The sequence below is a fragment of the Lelliottia sp. GFLA7 genome (genome assembly GCF_056490165.1).
In genome coordinates, this window is record NZ_JBWLAQ010000003.1 from 289,155 (window position 1) to 310,798 (window position 21,644).

General features: G+C 51.9%; 22 protein-coding genes and 1 pseudogene. 14 read left to right on the plus strand and 9 right to left on the minus strand.

The genetic code is table 11. The annotated features are described in order from the left end of the window. Positions 1-488: 488 nt before the first annotated feature. The 8 genes and pseudogenes from AC07RN_RS11660 (at position 489) to AC07RN_RS11695 (ending at position 5,220) form a co-directional block, all read left to right on the plus strand. Positions 489-1,445: a hypothetical protein gene (locus AC07RN_RS11660; protein WP_478336420.1), complete on the plus strand. Its 957-nt coding sequence runs from the start codon at positions 489-491 to the stop codon at positions 1,443-1,445. A 148-nt stretch (positions 1,446-1,593) separates the two neighbouring features. Next, positions 1,594-2,415: a DUF932 domain-containing protein gene (locus tag AC07RN_RS11665; protein WP_478336421.1), complete on the plus strand. Its 822-nt coding sequence runs from the start codon at positions 1,594-1,596 to the stop codon at positions 2,413-2,415. 71 nt (positions 2,416-2,486) lie between these two features. Next, positions 2,487-2,957 carry a RadC family protein gene (radC, locus tag AC07RN_RS11670; RefSeq protein WP_478336422.1) on the plus strand — a complete coding sequence of 157 codons (471 nt, stop codon included), beginning with the start codon at positions 2,487-2,489 and terminating at the stop codon, positions 2,955-2,957. Between the two features lie 15 nt (positions 2,958-2,972). Further along, positions 2,973-3,293: pseudogene (locus AC07RN_RS11675) on the plus strand (type IV toxin-antitoxin system YeeU family antitoxin); the annotation flags it as partial. 36 nt (positions 3,294-3,329) lie between these two features. Further along, complete coding sequence (locus AC07RN_RS11680; RefSeq protein WP_478336423.1) at positions 3,330-3,650, plus strand: TA system toxin CbtA family protein; 321 nt, start codon at positions 3,330-3,332, stop codon at positions 3,648-3,650. A 113-nt stretch (positions 3,651-3,763) separates the two neighbouring features. Then, a complete protein-coding gene (locus tag AC07RN_RS11685) occupies positions 3,764-4,597 on the plus strand; it encodes a DUF4942 domain-containing protein (protein WP_478336424.1) in 834 nt (277 codons plus the stop codon). 95 nt (positions 4,598-4,692) lie between these two features. Further along, positions 4,693-4,941, plus strand: coding sequence for a CopG family ribbon-helix-helix protein (locus AC07RN_RS11690; protein WP_004155191.1), 249 nt, complete (start codon positions 4,693-4,695; stop codon positions 4,939-4,941). A 3-nt stretch (positions 4,942-4,944) separates the two neighbouring features. Then, entirely contained in the window at positions 4,945-5,220 is a 276-nt protein-coding gene (locus tag AC07RN_RS11695; protein ID WP_261161789.1) for a type II toxin-antitoxin system RelE/ParE family toxin, read from the plus strand. 472 nt (positions 5,221-5,692) lie between these two features. On the opposite strand, the gene AC07RN_RS11700 is transcribed toward AC07RN_RS11695, so the two are convergent. The 3 genes from AC07RN_RS11700 to AC07RN_RS11710 form a co-directional block, all read right to left on the minus strand. Beyond that, positions 5,693-6,562 (minus strand): phosphorothioated DNA-binding restriction endonuclease, encoded by an 870-nt coding sequence (locus AC07RN_RS11700; protein WP_478336425.1) that lies wholly within the window; start codon positions 6,560-6,562, stop codon positions 5,693-5,695. A 345-nt stretch (positions 6,563-6,907) separates the two neighbouring features. After that, positions 6,908-8,617: a pectate lyase gene (locus AC07RN_RS11705; RefSeq protein ID WP_478336426.1), complete on the minus strand. Its 1,710-nt coding sequence runs from the start codon at positions 8,615-8,617 to the stop codon at positions 6,908-6,910. A 70-nt stretch (positions 8,618-8,687) separates the two neighbouring features. Next, positions 8,688-9,389 (minus strand): oligogalacturonate-specific porin KdgM family protein, encoded by a 702-nt coding sequence (locus AC07RN_RS11710; protein ID WP_012015895.1) that lies wholly within the window; start codon positions 9,387-9,389, stop codon positions 8,688-8,690. Positions 9,390-10,024: 635 nt separating this feature from the next. On the opposite strand from AC07RN_RS11710, the gene AC07RN_RS11715 reads away from it, so the two are divergent. Continuing rightward, positions 10,025-10,564, plus strand: coding sequence for a helix-turn-helix transcriptional regulator (locus AC07RN_RS11715; protein ID WP_478336427.1), 540 nt, complete (start codon positions 10,025-10,027; stop codon positions 10,562-10,564). 19 nt (positions 10,565-10,583) lie between these two features. On the opposite strand, the gene trpS is transcribed toward AC07RN_RS11715, so the two are convergent. From trpS to AC07RN_RS11735, 4 genes are all read right to left on the minus strand, one after another. Further along, positions 10,584-11,588 (minus strand): tryptophan--tRNA ligase, encoded by a 1,005-nt coding sequence (trpS, locus tag AC07RN_RS11720; RefSeq protein WP_478336428.1) that lies wholly within the window; start codon positions 11,586-11,588, stop codon positions 10,584-10,586. Between the two features lie 198 nt (positions 11,589-11,786). Then, positions 11,787-12,599: a GNAT family N-acetyltransferase gene (locus tag AC07RN_RS11725; RefSeq protein ID WP_478336429.1), complete on the minus strand. Its 813-nt coding sequence runs from the start codon at positions 12,597-12,599 to the stop codon at positions 11,787-11,789. 43 nt (positions 12,600-12,642) lie between these two features. After that, positions 12,643-13,029 (minus strand): VOC family protein, encoded by a 387-nt coding sequence (locus tag AC07RN_RS11730; RefSeq protein ID WP_478336430.1) that lies wholly within the window; start codon positions 13,027-13,029, stop codon positions 12,643-12,645. A 2-nt stretch (positions 13,030-13,031) separates the two neighbouring features. Further along, positions 13,032-13,199, minus strand: a complete 168-nt coding sequence (locus AC07RN_RS11735; RefSeq protein WP_478336431.1) for a hypothetical protein — start codon at positions 13,197-13,199, stop codon at positions 13,032-13,034. A gap of 85 nt (positions 13,200-13,284) precedes the next feature. Between AC07RN_RS11735 and AC07RN_RS11740 the strand changes: the two genes are divergently transcribed. Further along, positions 13,285-14,055 (plus strand): DeoR/GlpR family DNA-binding transcription regulator, encoded by a 771-nt coding sequence (locus AC07RN_RS11740; protein WP_478336432.1) that lies wholly within the window; start codon positions 13,285-13,287, stop codon positions 14,053-14,055. A gap of 64 nt (positions 14,056-14,119) precedes the next feature. Further along, complete coding sequence (locus AC07RN_RS11745; protein WP_478336433.1) at positions 14,120-14,725, plus strand: ATP-dependent Clp protease proteolytic subunit; 606 nt, start codon at positions 14,120-14,122, stop codon at positions 14,723-14,725. 30 nt (positions 14,726-14,755) lie between these two features. On the opposite strand, the gene AC07RN_RS11750 is transcribed toward AC07RN_RS11745, so the two are convergent. Beyond that, positions 14,756-15,052, minus strand: coding sequence for an SH3 domain-containing protein (locus AC07RN_RS11750; protein WP_478336434.1), 297 nt, complete (start codon positions 15,050-15,052; stop codon positions 14,756-14,758). Positions 15,053-15,256: 204 nt separating this feature from the next. Here AC07RN_RS11750 and AC07RN_RS11755 point away from each other — a divergent pair, with 204 nt between their 5' ends. From AC07RN_RS11755 to foxA, 3 genes are all read left to right on the plus strand, one after another. Further along, positions 15,257-16,378, plus strand: a complete 1,122-nt coding sequence (locus tag AC07RN_RS11755) for a ribosomal protein uL16 3-hydroxylase (protein WP_478336435.1) — start codon at positions 15,257-15,259, stop codon at positions 16,376-16,378. Between the two features lie 86 nt (positions 16,379-16,464). Continuing rightward, complete coding sequence (locus tag AC07RN_RS11760; RefSeq protein WP_478336551.1) at positions 16,465-17,439, plus strand: helix-turn-helix domain-containing protein; 975 nt, start codon at positions 16,465-16,467, stop codon at positions 17,437-17,439. 121 nt (positions 17,440-17,560) lie between these two features. Next, positions 17,561-19,669 carry a ferrioxamine B receptor FoxA gene (gene foxA / locus AC07RN_RS11765; protein ID WP_478336436.1) on the plus strand — a complete coding sequence of 703 codons (2,109 nt, stop codon included), beginning with the start codon at positions 17,561-17,563 and terminating at the stop codon, positions 19,667-19,669. A gap of 427 nt (positions 19,670-20,096) precedes the next feature. On the opposite strand, the gene AC07RN_RS11770 is transcribed toward foxA, so the two are convergent. Beyond that, positions 20,097-21,512, minus strand: coding sequence for an aminotransferase-like domain-containing protein (locus AC07RN_RS11770; protein ID WP_449554773.1), 1,416 nt, complete (start codon positions 21,510-21,512; stop codon positions 20,097-20,099). Positions 21,513-21,644: the final 132 nt, after the last annotated feature.

The window sequence follows — 21,644 nt, forward strand, 5'->3', positions numbered from 1 at the left end:
ACTTTTAATGCAGGTACAGGACGATCAAAGAAAATACTGTCTCACTTCACTACTGGCCTTAGCCTCTGCTGGTAGCTTTACTCCCGTTATACCCACTTCCCAGTGAATCTCTGTATACCCTATATCTGTAAGATTCTGTTCATACTGTAGAGAACAACAATAAACATATAATTAGTATCCGGCAGTAAAGAATCACTGAAGTCGCCACCTGTCACCTCGTATACCCCCGCTGTATCAGGTTTTCTGGCTGTTATCACTCCCCTTCATTCGGTCTAAAACCACTCTTAAGTTATCCCGGCACGCTGACTATGGGGCTATTTCTTGCTCTGGTTTGCGGATGAACATTTTACTGTCACTCATGCCACCATGCCGGGTATTGCCGAAAGCGGTTGTTTTTGCATAGAACACTCTCTTGATTTAAAACGGTTTTTAAAAAGGTGCAGCACTGCTAAAATCTAAAAAGTGCTGCACCTTATAAGGAATGTGTGATGGTAAGTAAAAAAAGGATAACGGTTAATCTTTCCTATCCTGAGCTTCATCAGATGATAGTGAGTCTGGCGAAGAGGACGAGTAGTAGTTGTTCAGCTGTTATTCAGGACATGATTTTGGATGCCTTAAAGTACAGGAGGGAAAACGATGCACTTTTACCTTCAGGTAAACTGGTGGCGAATAAAAATCTGGTGCCGGAAAGGGTTTTTAATGCGGGTTTTGAAATCAATAACCTGACTATTAATGGAATAGTCAGGGGAACAACCGATGCGTTTCATCGTTTATTTCAAAGAGATAGTTTTATCGAAACGCTTCCTTACATCATGTTTAGTGATGTGCCAAAACCTGCGGAAGCAATAAACAAGAAGGATATACTCAGAAGAGTAATTGCATACCTGCAGACAAAACTTTATGTCACTGATAGTCGTGAATTCAAACCAGCGTTATTTCTATTTTTTATCGGGAAGGTAACAGTAAAATATAGACAGTACACCGCTGATGGCCTCGAAGTAAAAATTGATTATTCATGTAAAGTGATCCCTGTGCACACTAACAGATCAAACGGCGATGAAGCGCTTTTTTTCGATCTGAGTAATATTAAGTATAGACCCTTTCATGACATGGCCAAAAAAGGATGGAACAGAAAAAAACATTCACACCAGTTGTATATTAATGGTCTGGAAGGCATGCGTGGGGGCGGTTTTTTTGTCGGGGTTTTGTATGAGCCGCAATCACCAGATGAACTGGCTACCCCATCAGAGGGAGACTTTATTAGCAGCACAGGTCTCAGATATCGATTTTTTAGTCACCCATCAACGGTTAAAATCATAAAGGATCATTTTCCGAAATCAGTCACTATTGACCCGAATGGAACCACCTACATAGTAAAAGAAAAAACTATACAAGATTTGGACACGCTCAACCGGGCTATCAGGAAGCAGAATGCTGGCTGGTAATATTTAAATTACAGTCGTTTTTATCTCTGTACTATCCGTGTGATCTCACCCGATTTTAACACAATCTTTTTTCACCGTTCACTTTCAGAAAAGACCATGCCTCACTCTGAGGCATGGTCTTTTTTCATATCTCAATAAGGAACTAATAATGACACGTTTAGCCAGCCGCTTCGGTGCGGCCAATCTCGTTCGACGCGACCGCCCGCTAACCCGCGATGAACTGGCGCATTATGTGCCGAGTGTATTCAGCGAAGAAAAGCACGAATCCCGCAGCGATCGGTACACATACATTCCGACCATTACCTTGTTAGATAACCTGCAACGTGAAGGCTTTCAGCCATTCTTTGCGTGCCAGACTAGAGTCCGAGACCAGAGCAAACGCGAACATACGAAGCACATGCTACGTCTGCGTCGCGAAGGCCAGATCACTGGCAAACAGGTGCCAGAAATCATACTGCTTAATAGCCACGACGGATCCAGCTCATACCAGATGTTGCCGGGGTTATTCAGATCGGTTTGCCAGAATGGACTAATTTGCGGTGAGAGTTTTGGTGAGGTACGTGTGCCACATAAAGGCAACGTGGTGGAGAAAGTCATTGAAGGGGCATACGAAGTGCTGGGGATTTTTGACCGCGTAGAAGAGAAACGCGATGCCATGCAGTCGCTGATGTTACCGCCACCTGCTCAGCAGGCGATGGCAAAAGCGGCATTAACCTATCGCTTTGGTGAAGAGCATCAGCCGGTGACGGAATCGCAAATCCTTTCCCCACGCCGCTGGCAGGATGAAAGTAACGACCTGTGGACCACTTATCAGCGCATTCAGGAAAACCTGATTAAAGGCGGTCTGTCTGGACGAACCACCAAAGGTAAACGCGCTCATACACGCGCTGTTAAAGGTATCGACGGTGATGTAAAGCTCAACCGTGCTCTGTGGGTGATGGCTGAGAATATGCTGCAGCTTGCTTCATGAACCTTTTTTATTATCCCTTCTCCCGGGCCTTGCCAATAAACCGGCGAGGCTTTTTGTTTTAAGGAGCAAATATGTCTGTATTCAATTTATCCCCGGTATTTCCTGCAAACGAGCAACGCATCATTCGTCGGGCGTTACGACTGCTGGAGAAATATCAGCGTCAACCGAGTGAGCCATTTATTTCCACCAGCTTCACTAAGACCTGGCTACAATTACAGATGGCTCACCAGGAGCGTGAAGTTTTTATCGTGATGTATCTCGACAACCAGCACTGCTTGCTGGGATGCGAAACGCTGTTTACGGGCACGCTCAGCCATACCGAAGTGCATCCACGCGAAGTGGTTAAATTGGCTCTGAAGTACAATGCCGCTGCGGTAATCCTGGCCCATAACCATCCGTCAGGTATGACAGAGATCAGTCAGCAGGATAAACACATCACTCAGCGGATAGTGAAAGCGTTAGCACTGGTAGAAGTACGAGTACTGGATCACTTGGTTGTAGGGAATGAAGTGGTTTCTTTTGCTGAGCAGGGTTTGCTTTAAACGGAGGTTTCCAGGTCATTTACATTACCTCAAGAATAGGGGCTACAAAGCGATATCACTCCACGATTCGGCGCAAGATTAATTCAGGAAGGCAACCGACTGTATTACCTGGCTGACAGGGCTGGATTGACGGGCAGTTTTAGACCGATACACCTGCAGAAATTAGATCTGGCTTTTCCGCTGTTTGTAGAACAACTGGAAAATATGCTGCGTGCTGGCGAACTAAATCCACATCAGCAACATCAGGTGACCATTCAACTTGCTAGTTTAACCTGTATAGCTGATACCCGTGGAAGCTGCGGTTACGTTTACATTTCTATTTATCCAACTCCGTAACACCTTCTCTCTTCTTCTTTTTTCAGGATCCAACTCATGCACATTTCATATGTACTGGCCACGGTGCCGGTTTCGTCACGCCTATCGCCCGTACAGGTGTGGAAGCAACTGTTAACGTATCTGCTGGAACACCATTACGGCCTGACACTTAACGACACGCCATTCCATGACGACGCGGCCATTGAGGAGCATATCGACGCGGGAATCACGCTCGCCGATGCGGTTAATTTTCTGGTAGAACGCTATGAACTGGTACGCATCGACCGCAAAGGGTTTAGTTCGCAGGAACAGGCTCCGTTCCTTACCGCTACCGATATTCTCAGGGCAAAGCATGCTACCGGGCTGATGAATACGTAAATTCTTCGAGCTTCGTTCCTGATTTTTACCTCTGAACTTCCCACCTTTTTTATTCATCGCATAATGCGCCAGCCACTCCCGGCAGGCGTGTTTGCTTTTATGGACGATAGACGATGCAAACAGAACCCGACGTGTTGACGGAACACAATGAGCTCATTCTTTCGACCAGTATCGAACGTGTAGTCACTGGACGCGATTCCGCACTTAAACAGATTGAACAACTGATTCAGCAACTTGATGCTATTTCACGGCTAACCTCCGAAATTGGCGGTGGCACAGCACAAGACTGGGCGATGAAAGCCGGGCACCACTACGATAGCTGGCTGACTGAGAAGACTGACAAAGCGATGCCTGCCGTCACCCGCAATATAGATCGCAGCATCTGGCGAGACCTGATGCTGAAGTTCGGCATGATGGCCTTGATGGATGCACAGGCTCGCGACCAGTGGTATAAGAACCTGGAGGAGGGCGACCTTCCTGCAATCAGCGAGGCGAATATCCTCAGCACCTTTGAACAGTTACATTTCAACAAAATGGATGTCTTTGAACGTGGCATCATCAACGTCTTCAAAGGCCTGTCGTGGGACTACAAAACCAACAGTCCCTGCAGCTTCGGTAAGAAGATCATCATTAACAATCTGGTGAGTCACAATCGTTGGGGCTTTAGCCTTAACTGGGGTTGGCGACGGGATCAGCTGGCTGACCTGGAGAGAATGCTATTTCTGCTGGATGGCAAACCCATCCCTGACAACCGGGGTGATATCTCCACTCGGTTGATGGAGCATATCCGGGATAATCCGGCTAAGGACGTTTACGAAGATGAGTTCTTCCGCATTCGTTACTATCAAAAAGGCACAGCGCACTTGGCCTTCAAGCGTCTGGAGCTGATTGAGCGAATGAATGACATCATCGCTAAACACTATCCAGGGATGCTGGCCTCGAGATGATAGGGGACTGATGTTGTCTTCGCCGCAGGTAGTTACGCGAACACAAATATGCTATTTTAATAAGTGCTATTAACTTTTATTAAAAGGTGACGGTCATGAGACAACTCGCGAAACAGACGATCAGCGCTCAGATCCCTGCAGAGCTTGCAGCTGCGGTTGAAAACCTGGCTATTGAACTGGACAGATCCAAAAGCTGGGTGATTAAAGAAGCGCTGACCGCCATGATTGAAGAGAGAGAGCGGCGGCATCAGCAGATTTTGAAAGGGCTTGCTGATGTCGATGCGGGAAGGGTGGTTAGCCATGCGGATGTGGTTGACTTCGCTAATAAACTGAAAAAATCATAATCCATGGAAATACAGTGGACCCAAAAGGCCCAGGATGACCTGGAGCGTATTTATAGGTTTGCCTGTCAGTACAGTCGGCAACATGCTGACAATGTATTAGAACGTTTGATCATAGGAACCTCAGGTCTCGCCGACCATCCAAGAATCGGTGTATCTCAGATAAGATATGAACCACGAGAAGTGAGAAAAATCTTGTTTGATGATTATGATGTTCACTATGAAATTCAGCGCGATACTATTTATATTGTTGACCTTTGGCATACCCGAGAGGATCGCTGAAGGTCGTCATCTTCGAGCAAGAGAGGGGGATAACATGACGACGAGAGATCGTATTCAGTCACGACTGAAGCGTTCAAAGCGTTATGTTTTTACTCGTAGTGATTGAGGCATTGGGGCTCTTGAAAGTGGATTATCATGTGGTAGGAGCAACGAGTGCTTATAACAGTGGAAAATCTGAGCAGATTCCCGTTTCACTGGAAATTAAGGTGCCGTCGTGCTTCAAGAGATGTTTGTCAGTAGGGAATAGCCAATTAAACAGGTGCTCTAAAAAACCTACGCGATGATGTATCGCGGTGACGATAATTCAGTATTATTGGCACTGAATGATTTGTGAAACGATGCATTGAATTTGTACGCTTTTTGTACGGATTTTTGTTTGCGGGTACAAGTGCGGGTATAAGCTATAAGTGTTAAAAGCAAATAACATTGAAATCAGTTAGTTGACTTGTGTATTCGAGTCCGGCCTTCGCACTCACCCCCTAAACACCTCCCTCCGATGCCAATCCACAAACCCCTCTTTCGGGTAATTTCCTTTCACCATCGGCAGCGCAATCTGCTTCCCGGAAAAATCCCAGAAAAGCCTCTCAACAATCCCTCCGCCATTTACCGCCTCAGACACTAACACCTGCATATTTTCATCCAGCCCAATCGAACCCGTATCAAATGCCTTATGGTGAATTGCGCACAGCGCGAGCCCGTTCGGGATCTCGCACGGACCGCCATGCTGTTTCCATTTGATATGTGCCGCTTCGAGCGCCACGGAGGCATTATCATGTCGCATGTTGAACCCGCAGATGGCGCATTCGTAGTTGTAGGCACGAAGTACCTGCTGACGGAACAACGGATCGCGAACTTTGCGGATCTGCTGAATATCAAAACCCATTTCATCAGCGATCTCTTCCTGAATGCTTTCAGGAAAATGGGCTTCCAGAATTTGCTGGGCCAGTGAGCCAATGAGGTTTTTGTTTTTCGTCAGCAGCGCGTAATGCTCTTCATCAAATCCGCCAGCAACGTTGTATTCGACTAGCTCTCCCGCTGGCGGCTGCTTGCTTCCTACGGTTGAACAGTGGTCGTCATTTTGAAGTTCCCAGAAGCCATCACCCTTAAGACGCCAGAATGGCATATCAGGTCGGTACTGGGCGCGTTGTGGTCCAAAACGCTCCAGAAGACTATGTAGCTGATCGCGCACTTCTGTCCCGTAGTTAAACAGGCGAGCGTGGCCGCGTTGATAATTCGCGAGAACATAAAGAAGCAATAAGGGTTTATGCGGCGCACGCTGTTCGCCCTTACGCCAGATGGTGATGCCGGCAATTGCCTGTTCGAGATTTTTGCTGGAAGTCATCGCGTTACATAAGAAGCTAAATAATTGCGATGATGCTCGCAAAACGCCACCCAATCAACCTACAGGCTTCTCACGACAAACAAAAAAGCACCTAACGGCACCTTCCTCACCCAATTGATTTATTAGCTTTTCACTGCCTCTGTGATATCACCCCGACACAATTCACATCCTGCTTTTGCGTTCGCAATGACCGTTTTCTGACGTCACGAGCCCGTTTCCCCATCACGATTTCTTAGGGATCGACATGTCGCCCTCTATCTCCACCGAAGAATATGCGGAGATTTGTCGGCTGCTGGCAGAACTGCGTGCGTAAAAAATCCCCCATCACCTGATGGGGGAGTGAGTTTACTTCTTGCCGTTAGGCTTGAGCAGTTCGCCCGGCTTAAGCTTGAACAGCTCGTCGTCACGGGTGGAGTAGCGAACCGTCCCATCCGACATCAGATAAGCGCCCTCGGTGAATCCCGCGCCGTTCAGGAACGGTGCCACCGCGTCAGGTTTATTGTTGAAGGCCGCTTCCAGCGCAAGCAGTGCGTACGGCGCAATATGGTCGACGTTGGCAAACTCAGCCTGCGGATCGTCAACGAAGAAGCCGTTCACGCGCTGGGTGCTAAGGATATTTTGCCCCACGCGATCCGCCAGCGTCAGATACGCCTTTTGCCCCGTCGCCTGCCACAGATCGATCAGCGCAAAAATCGCGTAGGGCTCGTGGTTATCCGTCTGCATATTCAGCTTGAGCTTCTCACCGCCAGGCTCGCCGATATCGCCAAGATTCTGGCCTTTGGCGATGCCGCGCGCGACTTTCCAGATGGCATGATCCGGCTCCAGCGTCCACGCACGGGCGTAGGAAAGCAGGAACTCATTACCCGCAGGATAGGCTTTCAGCGTTGTGCCTTTTTTGCCGTAGTAGCCGTCCCGTTTTAAGACGTAGTCGGAGAGATCGGTTCCATTGGCCAACATGGGACGGAAGCTATTGGTCGGCTCATCATAGGCGTAGGTGGCGAAGGCTTTCAGGCCATCCAGCGTCCATTTTTTGAGATCGTTACCGTCATTACCCAGCTGTTTTGCCAGCGCCAACTGCATCAGCGCGTTTTCGGAATAGAGCGTGCTGGTCCTGCCTTTCAGCAGCATGTTGCCTTCAAGTGCGTCGGCGCCCAGTTCCGGGCCGAACTGACGCTGGGCGCGATCGCCATACTTAGAGTGCGTATCGCTGTCATCGAGGGTTTCGGCGCGCTTGAGCGGCTGCGTAAACTGGTAAACGCCCAGCCCCGTTTTTTTATCGCGCGGCAGCACGTACTGCTCGGCAAGGCGCTTCGACCAGGTCAGCGCGCCCGCGTCACGATCGTACTGGTAGAGCAGCGAAGCGGAGTAGATGAGGTCGTTCCCGGCGTTGAGGAAGCTCAGTCCTTTTGTGGCAAAAAACGGCGGCTGCTGTTCAAAATCGCTTTGCCACAGCGATCCCATCGTTTTGCCATATTCTCCGTGGCGGCTGGTTTCCAGTGTTTTCCAGTCGTAAACGTGAGCGTTCCAGAAGGCTTTGATAAATCGCGCGGTGGCTTTGTCGTTCACGGCAAACATCAGATCGTAATAAGGGTAGGCGTTCTTGAGCTCGTGAACCCTCTCCTTTTCGCTGGGGCCCTGCGGTTGAAGGGTTTTCAGGTCGATAAAACGGTGCCCGCCCCACAGCAGCAGGCCGGTCGGATCTTGGTAGTGGTCGAAGTAATAACGCACATTCTCTTCGGCCCGCTGTTTATATTTTGCCTCGCCGGTCAGGTGCGTTAATCCGACCAGGACGCGCATCAGATTCTGCTGGGCGGAGAAGTTGGACAGCACCGCTGTTTTGCCGTCCGGAAAAATCCACTCCATCTGCTTGCCGGTGCGCGGATCCACGCCGTCTGCCAGCAGAGGCGTGTTATGTCCGTATCGATCGCCAGCCTTATCGAGAACCGTGTCCGCGAACAGCTTCACGCTGCTCAAACGCTCACTGTCCTGTGCGAGAGCAGAAAATGAGAAGACGCTCAGAAAACCCACCGTCAGCGCTATTTTTGAAATCTTCATTATTGTCCCCATAATAAAATAAGGGTTTCAAGAAACCCTTATTTATTGACATCAGATTATTACGCTTTCATCAGAAAGAATATTTCACACCGACGCGGTAACGCGTTTGTCGTTCATCTGTGACTTTACTGCCGGACACATTCCCAATCGCCATATAAGGGGACCAGTTTTTATCAAACTTATAGGTAAGTTTAAAATCATGCGTCCAGTCGTAACTTTCGCTGTCGGCTAATACCACGCCCGCCGAGTTCGCTTTTTTATAGTCAAGTTCGTAATCGAGCTGGTAATCCTTCAGGAATTTCCACGACAGTACGCTCGTTAAGTTATAGCCATTTTCCGAGGTATCTTTTGCCGTGCCGATATTGCCGGAGTTACGTTTGAAATAAGGACGGTAACGCAGGGAGGCGCTGACGTCATCAGTCAGATTGGCTTTACCGCGCAGGTAAGGGCGATAGTTATTCGATGACGAACTGGTATCCAGCGAGAAGCCCGGCTCAATCTGGAAGGTATTATTAATTTTATATACGTAGCTTGCGACCACTTCGGTGCCATTGCTGACGGTTTCATCAAAGGCTTTATCTTTATCCTGAGAACCTTTCCATTTCCCTTCCAGGGATAAGCCAAAGCCACTGGCAAAACGGTGAGACATTAATAACCTGTCTTTATGACTATTACCGCCGCCGTCATTCATTTCATGACGATAATCAAACGTGACTGCGTGTGCCGCAATACTCATAAAAGGGACTGTAAATAATAACAATGAGCGCAACATAGAGATCCTCTATTTTTATTTTCCAAAGGTATAAGATATTCTCTGCCACTAAGCAGTTGGGTCGATAAAATGCATAATTAAAATGGGCGTGTGGTGCCGGGTGCCTCCCGGTGAATTGAGCGCCGATTTCTCAATCCGTCCATAAAAACGAAATGCATTGAGGATTCCCTCATGTCAGCTTGACCCCGCCGCTTAGGGGGATTCACCACACATAATTCTGCTATTCCCTGCTGTTGGTGTTTATTAGTAAGGCTTGCAATTTTGTGGAATTAACTTTTACACAAAATGAAATGATGTTTTGAGATCGAGATCGGAATCTTAATAAGAGGCGGTTAATAATTTTATTCTGTATTTATAAAGATAATCCTAATAATTTTTTGTATTTATAAACAACAACTTATATGCTAATTATTGAAATTTTTATTTTTTTATAATACCGAGTTTAAGATATATCAACTGTGATGAATAAACTTATTCCTGGATAAATGGCAACACAGCGATGAAAAAATGCCGTAAACTTATCAACAGAAATTACCGTTAAAGACACATCAAGCGTTTAGCAGGGAGTGAAGTTAAACAAACGCTAAACGAATTGGCGGAATAATAAAAAGTGTCGTGACCTCTGGAGCCTCAAAATGACTATCTATGGAAAAGATCATTTATTCATTTATGGAGTAGAGAAAATACTGAAGCAACTGCGTCGGGAGCAGCATACAGGGCCAAGCGGCGATCCCCCCTGTGTGTATGTCACGTCGGGAATGGATATTCAGGAAATGTATTCTCTGTTCTTCACTACCCCGCCGGATCACTATTCGATATTTATCACCTCTGAGCGGTACTTTGATTCACTCAACCGCCTGTTTCCGGGCCTGATGAAGTTGTGCCTGTCAGAAAAACTGACGGTCGAAGAATTGCGTCAGGCGCTGCGGGTGATGAGCCTGCTGTCTGCGCAGAACCAAAGTTCAGGCTATCTGCCTGATACCTTTAAATTTACCAACGCTGAACAGCAGATCATGAGATTAATTCTGCGCGGACATTCACTCGATGATATCGCGCGTATCCGCGGAGTGAGCCCTACGACCGTGAGCGTTCAGCGTAACGGTTTGATGAAGCGCACGGGGACGAAAAGCCTGCTGGAGCTCTGTTCGCTTTATACCGCGATACGTTCCCATTAACCGCGCCTGACGAAAGGCGCTAAAACACCGGCACGCCCAGCCCGAGCTTCACTTCACGCAATGTCTGCTGGGTGATGTCGTGCGCGCGTTCGCTACCTTTTTTTAGCAGGGACATCAGCGTTCCTTTATCCTGAATATAGGTGGCGCGCCGCTCGCGCATGGGCGCAATTAGCTCCTGCAGGCACACCTCCAGCTCGTTTTTACATATCCTGTCGCCCAGTCCGCCCTGCTGATAATGCGCTTTCATCGCTGCCACTTTGGCTTTATCCGAATGAAACGCGTCGAGATACGTGAACACCACGTTGCCATCGATTTGCCCCGGATCGCTGACCTTGAGATGCGTCGGATCGGTATACATGGCGCTCACTGCGCGGTGAATGGTCTCTTCGCTGGCGGAGAGGAGCAGCGTGTTGCCGAGTGATTTCGACATTTTGGCGCTGCCATCGATGCCGGGCAGACGGCTGGTGTCGCTCAGCATGGCTTTGCAGTGGCGCAGCACGGGCGCGGGCAGCAGGCTATTCATCTTTTGGACGATTTCATTGGTCTGCTCGATCATTGGCAGCTGGTCGTCGCCAACGGGAACCACTTCGGCCTTAAATGCGCTGATATCCGCCGCCTGGCTGATGGGGTACACCAGAAAACCGACCGGCAGCGAACGGGCAAAACCCTTCTGCGCGATCTCGTTTTTTACCGTCGGGTTACGCTCTACGCGGGCGACGGTGACAATATTCATGTACAGCGCGGTCAGCTCGGCGAGCGCGGGCAGGGCGGATTGCAGGCAGATCGTGGTGAGCGCGGGGTCGATGCCCGCCGCCAGATAATCGGCCAGCACTTCGGGAATGTTATCGCGGATTTTTTGCGGAGTGCTGCCGTTATCGGTCAGGCCCTGCAGGTCGGCGACCAAAACATACTGCTGGTATTCGTGCTGCAGGGCCACGCGCTGGCGCAGCGAGCCGACAAAATGGCCGAGATGCAAAGGGCCGGTCGGACGATCGCCGGTGAGAATAGTGGTTTTGCTGTGCATAAAAGACTCCTTACGTTTTAAAAGCCGAAAGGAGTCTTTAGAAACGCAAAAACCGCCTTTCGGCGGCTTTTGGAAAATGGGGAAAACACATTTGGGCCGCCTTTAAGAAGGCAGCCACCAGCGGTTGATTGGGTTGACGCTGAAATTTGTGTTCATCAAATTACCGTATCATGGCTGAGCGCAGGGGTAAAGCGGGGCTCAGAGGTCCCAAATCATCTCATGCTGCGCCATCGAAAACGGTTGATATCCACTCTCAGTGAAAAGAGACGCCAGATGACCCGGCACCGCGACGGGGGTAAAAAGCCCCGAATAGCGGCTATTAAGTTCCTGGAGCATTCGGCGCGCATTGCCCTGGCCTCGCATCACCGGCTCAACAAACAGAAAGCGCAATTGTGGCGCAGGGGTCTGCGTGGTGATAGCGGCCCAGGTTCCGGCATTGTCCGTCAAAATCACGCTCGGAAGAACGCTCAACATCTGAGGATCAAGCAGCCAAGGCGTGGGCTCAGACGGTGCGCGAAACACGGCGCGCAGCAGCGCGTCGGGTGTGGCAGCAAAGAGTTCATCCACGGGCGCATTTGGCGTGTCGGCACTTTTAAAACCATTCAAACCCTGCGTGATGCGAAAACCCAGTGACTGATACAGCGCAACGGCAGCCGTGTTTTCTGCAATCACCTCCAGGTAAAACCGCTCAACGCCGCGCGTTTTGAGTGCATCAAACAGGGGCGCGAGCATCAATTTAGCCAGCCCTTTTCCGCGAAATGCAGGGCTAATCGCAAATGCAGCCAGCCGCGCCGTGTTGGCGCGACGCGTAATGATCGCGATTGCCGCCGGTTCGCCATTTACCTTCCATACGCAGGAATCCTCCACGCTCATCCCTTCGGCCCGAAAGCGCAGCGCAAACGCGTCTGGCGTGAGCGATACCGGCACAAAATAGTCCTCAAAGCAGCGCCCAAGAATGTCGGTAAGTTCTGCAAAACTGAAGTGAAGCGCGCTAACGGCGGTCAGTCCCATGGCGAGTGTCCCTGCGTAATTGGTGGACAATCAGTGTAGCGGATTACTCGCCAACCAGCTCGATCCGGTTGCCGTCTGGGTCCGCGATCACTGCCTCATAATAGCCATCACCGGTCATGCGCGGGGCGCTTAACAATGTGCCGCCCTGACGGGCGTTTTCCGCCATGCGATCGACATCCGCTTTGCCGCCGACATTGATGGCAATATGCGCCCAGCCGACATATTCCGCAGCCGACGGCGCGTCGGCAAGTTCCGGTAACGCCATTAACTCAATCGTTGGGCCGTCACTCAGCGTCATAAAATGCGATTCAAATCCAGCCCGGTTTTTGCTGACGTAGCGTTCGTTACGTTGACCGGCAAAAACCGTTTCCCAGAACGTAACCTGCGCATCCAGATGGCGCGTCCAGAGTGCGACGTGTGCAATGTTCATATTTACCCTCGTTGTTTGCTGTTAACCGTGGAGTGGCGATCGACCAGGCGGGCGGGCAGCTCTTCCTGCTGCACTTTCTCGCGCGATCGTTCTGCCTGAAGGGGCTGAAACCAGAAACCATCGTTGGGCTTGCTGGCGACGATTTGCGGAGGCTGATGAGTCAGTTTCATACTGAAACTCCCGTTGATTGACAGGCCGGGCGTCATGCAACATTATGCGCATTGATGCTCGATTTAGATTTTAACAGGATTAATTATGCTCGATTATGCTGCTTTTCCGGAACAACGGCAAGATCGGATCCGTGCGATCCTTCAGGAGAACGGCAGAGTGGTCTGCGCCGAACTGGCGACGCAAATGAAAGTGTCAGAACATACGATTCGCCGTGATTTACATGAACTTAGTAAAGAAGGCATTTGCAAAAAAGTCTACGGCGGGGCGGTGCTCCAGCTGCCGGATGCCGGAAATTTCTTTAGTCGTGAGCAAAAAAATAGCGCAAAAAAAGACACAATCGCGCAGAAAGCGGCAACATTTATCAAGCCGGGGAGTTGTATTTTTATCGACACCGGCACGACCAATCTCGCGCTGGCGAAGGCGATTCCTGCCGATCTTAGCGTAACGATCGTGACCAATTCACCGGCGATTGCGACGGAACTGCTGCGTCATCCGCAGTGCGAAGTGATCATGACCGGCGGGCAGATCCAGCGCGCGTCTGGTGGAGCCGTGTGCGCGACAGCGGTGAGTCAGATCCAGGGGATTATTTTTGATCAGGCGTTTATTGGCGGCTGCGCAATGGATCCGGAAACGGGTTTGACCGGCTTTGATTTTGCCGACTGTGAGTTCAAGAAAACGGTTATCGCACAGAGCAGCCAGACGCTGGTGGCGCTGACAACGGATAAAATCCCTGGCGTGGCGCGCTTTGTGGTGGCGAAAAGCAGCGACATTGACGTGCTGATCGTCGAAGCGAGCATGGACAAAGCGGTTTTAGACGCATTTGCGGCTCAGGATGTTCGCGTTGTGTGCGCCTGAGGACTTTGACAGGCAAAACAGGCTACACTCTGATTTTGAGCGCTAAGAGCCGAGGATAAGAACAATGCACTACTCACAGAAAGATCGCGATAACACGGATAAAGCAGAAGGCAAAAACGGCGCGGGCGCTTTGCAGCAAAAGCTGCTCGAGTCACGCTCGATTATTATTTCCGGCGAAATTGACCAGACGCTGGCAGAAAAAGTGATCACCCAGATGATCCTGCTGCAAAGCGTCAGCAACGATCCGATCAAGCTCTACATCAACAGCCAGGGCGGCCACGTTGAAGCGGGCGACACCATCCACGACTTCATCAAATTTATCCGCCCGGACGTGCATGTGATCGGCACTGGCTGGGTCGCGAGCGCGGGGATCACCATCTTCCTGGCGGCGAAAAAAGAGCACCGTTACGCGCTGCCAAACACCCGCTTTATGATCCATCAGCCGCTGGGCGGCGTGCGCGGTCAAGCGACGGATATTGAAATCGAAGCGCGCGAAATCATCCGCATGCTGGAGCGCGTGAACAAACTGATTGCTGACGCGACCGGCCAGCCGCTGGAAAAAGTGAAAAAAGACACGGACCGTAACTTCTGGATGTCCCCTGCGGAGGCGCTGGACTACGGCATCGTGGGTAAAATCATCACACAATATGATGATTTAAAACTGGATTAATCGTCCCCGTTAGCGCCCGTTTTTCGGGCGCTAACGCACATCAAACACCACGGCCATCCAGTTCGTTCGGGTATTTTCCGGAAACGCCGGATAAGGATCGAGCTGCGTACACGCCCCCGCCCAAATATAGGTATCCTCGTCGATGCGATACCAGTGCGCATTGCCTTCCACCGCGTCGCCCACTACCGCTCCCTGAACAACCACCTGACTTCCGACGAGCAACTCACGCGCGACAGGTGAGAAAATCGACGGACTTTCTTTACGCGCATACACCCTCATCAGGGTTTTTACGTTGCCCGTGACAGGAAGTTCGGTGAAGGGGCGCATATCTGACCTCATCAAAACACTCTCTTATTAATTAACGATATAAGTCGCAGTGAATCAGGCGCTCACGATAAAGAATGAAACTGTCACGGTGTGTCATGCGAATGGCTGAAGATGAGCTTTTCGCGGCCACTTGACCCACGACAAGGCAGCGCAACGCCGGCTCTTTCATAATCGCGCCTGTCTCTCATCTCACTGGTGCTTTCCATGGCGTATCAACTGAATCTCAACTGGCCAGAATTCCTCGAAAAATACTGGCAAAAACAACCCGTTGTGCTGAAAAATGCCTTCCCGAATTTTATCGATCCGATCACGCCAGATGAGCTGGCAGGGCTGGCGATGGAGCCTGAGGTGGATAGCCGTCTGGTGACCCATTTCAATAATCAATGGCAGGCCAGCAACGGGCCGTTCGAGCATTTTGATGGTCTCGGTGAAACCGGCTGGTCGCTGCTGGCGCAGGCGGTTAACCACTGGCATATGCCGTCCGCCGAGCTGGTGCGTCCGTTCCGCGTGCTGCCAGACTGGCGTCTGGACGATCTGATGATCTCGTATTCCGTGCCCGGCGGTGGCGTGGGCCCGCACATTGATCAATACGACGTGTTTATCATTCAGGGGATGGGGAGCCGTCGCTGGCGTGTGGGTGACAAGCTGCCGATGCGTCAGTTCTGCCCGCATCCGGCGCTGCTGCACGTCGATCCTTTTACGCCGATCATCGATGAAGTTCTGGAGCCGGGCGATATTCTGTATATTCCGCCAGGATTCCCGCACGACGGCTTTACCCATGAAACTGCGTTGAACTATTCCGTTGGTTTCCGTGGGCCGAACGGTCGCGATCTGATCAGCAGCTTTGCAGATTACGCGCTGGAAAACGATCTGGGCGGCGAACACTACAGCGATCCGGATCTGACCTGCCGCGAGCATCCTGGCCGCATCGAACAGTACGAACTCGATCGCCTGCGCAGCATGATGATCGAGATGATCAGCCAGCCGGAAGATTTCAAAAAATGGTTCGGGAGTTTTGTCTCTACGCCGCGCCACGAGCTGGATATTGCTGCAGCAGAGCCCGCCTATGAGCCAGAAGAGGTGCTGGACGCGTTAATGGGCGGCGAAACGCTGTGCCGTTTGAGCGGCCTGCGCGTGCTGAACATCGGCGACAGTTTCTTTATCAACAGCGAACAGCTCGAAACCGTGGATGCGAAAGCCGCCGACGTGCTGTGCCGTTACACCGAGTTTGGCCAGGCTGAACTCGGTGACGCACTGCAAAATCCGGCGTTTATCGAAGAACTGACCGGCCTGATTAACCAGGGCTACTGGTATTTCGACGAGTAAGCAGCCTCGCTAAACATGCGACGGCGTAGCGTTTGCGCCGTCGCAATGATAAGGTTTCACCGTCTTCCGCCCACGCAAACGCCACTATGAATCTTGCCTCGTCCTCATATCCGTCTAATAAACGCCTGTTTTGCGTGGAAGACTTTATTGGTTTTGGCGAGCGCTACGGCATTGATTATCACTTTCCGCGCCTCAACGAGGCGACCGGCCATAACAGCCCGGTGCTGCATGGCGACGTCGAAGAGATGACCCTTTCCTCCGGTATTTCGTTAACCCATTCCGATGTGCGCGTGCTTCAGCCCTATGAAACCACCTCCCGCCACAGCAGCCCGCTGTATATGCTGGTGGTGTTGGAAGGATGCGTGACGTTGACGCTGAACGGTGAAGAATATCAGGTGCGATCCGGGATGGCGTTCAGTTCACGTTTGAGCGAGCAGCAGGTGATGAGTGCGCGCCACGACGCCGATAGCACGTTGAAAACGCTCTCTTTTGGCGTCTATCCAAACGATGCCGAGCGCGAGAGTTTGCTGGAATCGCTGCTTCAGGAATGGCAGTTTCTGCATGCGCCGACGTTTGTCTGGCAGGTTCCGGGCTTTGTGCTGACGGGGATTCAGCATGCGCAGCAGCAGGGTTTAAGTGCGCTGTCGCGCAAGCTGCTGCTGGAAGGGCTGATGTATCAGTTGCTCGGTCACGGTTTGCACCAGCGCCAGCAGCAGGTGAGCTGTCGTGCGTTGCCGATGGGCGGTGAACGTGCGCGTCTGGAACATATCCGGCAGATGCTGGAACAGTCACCGGAACAGGAATTCACGCTCGCGCATCTGGCGGCTCAGGCGGCGATGAGCCCAAGCAGCCTACGCAGTAAATTCCGCCAGGCGTATGGCTGCACGGTATTTGATTATCTGCGTGATTGTCGTCTTGAACTGGCGCGCCGTTATCTGCTGCAAGGCCACAGCGTTCAGCAGGCGGCGTGGATGTCCGGCTATCAGCACGCGACCAATTTCTCCACGGCGTTTCGTCGTCGTTACGGCATCTCCCCCGGCGATTTCCGCCAGCGCGGCTAACCCACTTTTCCCTTTCACGCGAATGCATCGCGTGCGGTTTGTCATTGCGCATACGTAACCTGGCGCTGCGCATAGCTGTTTGCGATCTCAAAAAGGTAATAATTCTTATTAACAATAAGAAATGCCTTTGGAGATTTTCATGTTCGCTCATTCACGGCTGGCTTTGCTGATAGGTTGCGTTACCGGGAGCGTCGCGTTCCCTTTGCTGGCGCAGGATGCGCAAAAAACCGAAACCGTTGTGGTCACTTCGCAAATGCAAAGTGGCGCGACCAAACTCGAAACGCCCGATATCGAAACCCCGCAGGCGGTGTCGATTGTCACGCGCGAGCAGTTCGAAGAGCAGGGCGCAACCAGCGTGCGTCAGGCGGTGAGCTATACGCCGGGCGTTTACAGCAATCAGATCGGCGCGTCGAATCGTTTTGATTACATCGTCCTGCGCGGTTTTTCCGACGGTAGCCTCGATAATATCTATCTCGACGGCCTGAAAATGATGGGCGACACCAACTCCCACAGCTCGCTGGTGGTTGACCCATGGTTCCTGGAAAATATTGAAGTGGTGCGCGGTCCGGCTTCTGTGCTGTATGGCCGTTCATCGCCGGGCGGCATCGTGGCGCTCACCTCACGCAAACCGTCGTTTGATCCGGGCGGGGAGATCAAACTGTTCGCCGGGAATAACAACCAGCGCGGCGCGATGTTCGACGTCACCGGTCCGCTGGACGATAACGACCGCGTGGCAGTGCGCCTGAGCGGCATGACGCGTTACGCCGATTCGCAGTTCGATCCGCTGAAAGAAGAACGCTACGCGCTGATGCCAAGCCTCACCTGGCGCATCACCGATAACACACGTCTGGATCTGATGGCCTATTTGCACCGCGATCCTGAAGGCGGCAGCCACTCCGGTTTACCCTATGACGGCACGGTTGCTTCCCATAACGGCAAGAAAATTTCTAATACGTTTTTTGAAGGTGAGGACGATTACGACAAATACGATCGCCGCGAGAACATGGTGGGCTACAACATTGAACACATGTTCGATAACGGCTGGTCTGTGCGTCAGAAACTGCGCTATCTGCACACCAAAGTTGAGCTGAATCAGGTGTATGCCGCGGGTTGGCTGAATGACACTGAGCTGAACCGGGGATATTCCGGCTCGGACGAGAAAATGGATGCCATCACGCTGGATAACCAGGTCGACGGCAGCTTTGATACCTGGGCGGTCAATCACCGCGTGCTGATTGGCATGGATTATCAGGATCGCAGTAACAATACCACCGGTTACTACGGTGGCTTCCCGGCGATTGATGCGTTCCATCCGGTGTACGGCGCGAACCCGGACTACATCACGATGTACGGCCAGGAGAAACACAAGCTGCGCCAGACGGGCTATTACCTGCAGGATCAGATGTCCATCGATCGCTGGCGTTTAACGCTCGGCGGGCGTTACGACCAGGTGAGCGTCTCGAACATTGATAAGCTGAATAATACCCGCAGCGATCTGGATAAGAACAACTTCAGCAGCCGTGCGGCGCTGTTGTATCTCTTCGATAACGGTGTTGCGCCGTACATCAGCTATTCCACCGCGTTTACCCCGACCAGTTTTGCCGACGAGAACGGCCAAATTCTGGACCCAATGAAGGGCAAGCAGTGGGAAGCGGGCGTGAAATATGAGCCGGAAGGGATGAACAGCCAGTTCAGCGCGTCGGTGTTCCGCATCAATCAGAAAAATATCGCCACCAAAGTAGAGCCAACCGATCCGTATCGTTCCATCGGCGAAATCGAATCCGAAGGCGTAGAGCTTGAGGCTATCGGACAACTCACCGACAGCCTACGTATTCAGGCGGCGTATACTTACACCGATATTCGCTATAAGAAAAGCAGTCCGGAAGAAGAGGGCAAGCGCGCGGTTTACGCCCCACGCAATATGGCAAGCGCGTGGCTGAGTTACGATGTCAAAACCGGTCCGCTGGACGGCTTGACCATCGGGTCCGGCGTGCGTTACGTGAACGGCGTGACCAGCGATCGCCAGAACACGCACACGCTCCCGTCTTATACGCTGGTGGATATGGCGGTGGGCTACGATCTGTCGAAGGTCGGGCTGACAGGCGTGAGCGCGCAGCTTAACGTCAATAACCTGACCGACGAAAGCTACGTGGCGGCGTGTAACTCGCTCTCCTATTGCTACTTTGGTGCCGAGCGCAGCATCGTCGGCAGTGTATCGTGGAAGTTCTGATTATGTTTACACGCTTTGTTATCAGCGTGAATGGTGCTTCCAGGGATGCAGAAATAAAAGCGATAACCCGTCCGGCTGTAAATCGCCGAGGTGTTTCCTGAAGGCCGGGGCGAGGCGCATGGATGCGCCGAGAGGGCGCGACTTACAGGGACGTTTCATCGCGCCCGACCCGAAAGCCGTAAGGAATAAGCTGAGGGCACCGCGTAGCGGCGATTTTCTTGCCGGGAGCCCGGGGCGCTGGGGCGGTGGCGATTGAGCCGCCCCAGCACGTTCACCGGTAACGTATTGAAAGAGCAGCAATAATCATAAAGTGAACGGAAAAACCTCTACAGCCGCATATTCCCCTCACCCCCAGCCCTCTCCCCAAAGTGGAGAGGGGGGGCCGACTGTGCCGATTAACGGCTAAGCCAAGAGCGGCAAGCCGCTATTATTCCTCCATTGCAATATGTATCGCCTCGCCCATTTTCTTCAGCGCCTCGCGGTTTTTCTCGTTCGCCGGCAGGGCAACGTTGATGCGCAGGCAGTTGCGATATTTACCGGAAGCGGAGAACAGCGATCCCGCAGCGGCCTGGATTTTCAGCGCGCACAACTGTTTGCTGACGCACACCATATCCACCTGTTCCGGCAACTCCACCCACAGTAAAAAACTCCCTTGCGGGCGCGTCACGCAAATCTCAGCTGGAAAATACTGGCGCACCCAGCAGGTGAATGTTTCCATATTTTGCTGGTAAATCTGGCGCATACGCCGCACATGACGATGGTAATGCCCGTCGCGAATAAACGCAGCCACCGCCATTTGCGTGGCTGGAACGTTAAACCCGCCCGCTGCATATTTCATGTGCATCACCCGGTCATAATAGCGACCCGGCACAATCCAGCCCACGCGCAGCCCAGGCGCAACGGTTTTGGTAAACGAGCTGCACAGCAATACGCGGCCGTCGATATCGAATGAGTGAATGGTGCGCGGACGCGGGTATTCCGCCGCCAGCTCGCCATAAATATCGTCTTCGACAATCACGATATCGTGACGCTGCGCCAGCGCCAGAACCTGCCGTTTTCGCGCTTCCGGCATGATAAAACCGAGCGGATTGTTGCAGTTAGGCACCAGAATCACCGCCTTGATCGGCCACTGATCCAGCGCCAGTTCCAGGGCTTCAATACTGATCCCCGTTTGCGGATCGGTCGGGATTTCAATGGCTTTGATATCAAACCCGCGCAGCATCTGCATGGTGCCATGGAATGACGGCGACTCCACCGCCACGATATCGCCCGGCTTGCACACCGAAAGCAGCGCGATCGACAGCGCACCGTGACAGCCGTTAGTGATGACAATTTCATCCGCCGAAACGGTCGAACCGCCGTCGAGCATCAGGCGCGCGATCTGCTCGCGCAGTTCCTGCCGCCCTTCCAGCATGTCGTAGCTCAGCATTTCGCACGGGTTATGCTGCGCAATCCGGCTCATTTCGCGCCACAGTGGTTTCAGGCTCGCCTGGGTCAAGTCCGGCGAACCGCCGCCAAAAGAGATCATCTCGCGATCGCCACGCGCATCCAGCAGCATCATCACTTCATCCCACTGGGTCACATCGACCGGGCGCTGTACCGGGCGCGTCATGGCGGGCACGGGAGGCTGGGCTTTACGCTGCGAAACAAAATAGCCTGATCGCGGTTGCGGGGTGATGAGCTGGAGATTTTCCAGAATCTGATAGGCCTGCTGAATGGTACTGATACTGACGCCGTGTTCCTGGCTCAATGCGCGCACCGACGGCAAACGCTCGCCGTTACGATACAGCCCTTGTTCAATACGTTCCGCCAGGAGATTGGCCAGATGTTGATAGCGCGTCATGCTGTATCCTTTGTTTTTACCATACAGATTATCAAACCAGTACAGATCGCCGCAGAAAACGGCATTCAGAACCTGTTTTAGCGCATCTGTATGTTAAAGAAAAGTTGTTTTTGAATCTGTATTGCAGGCGTG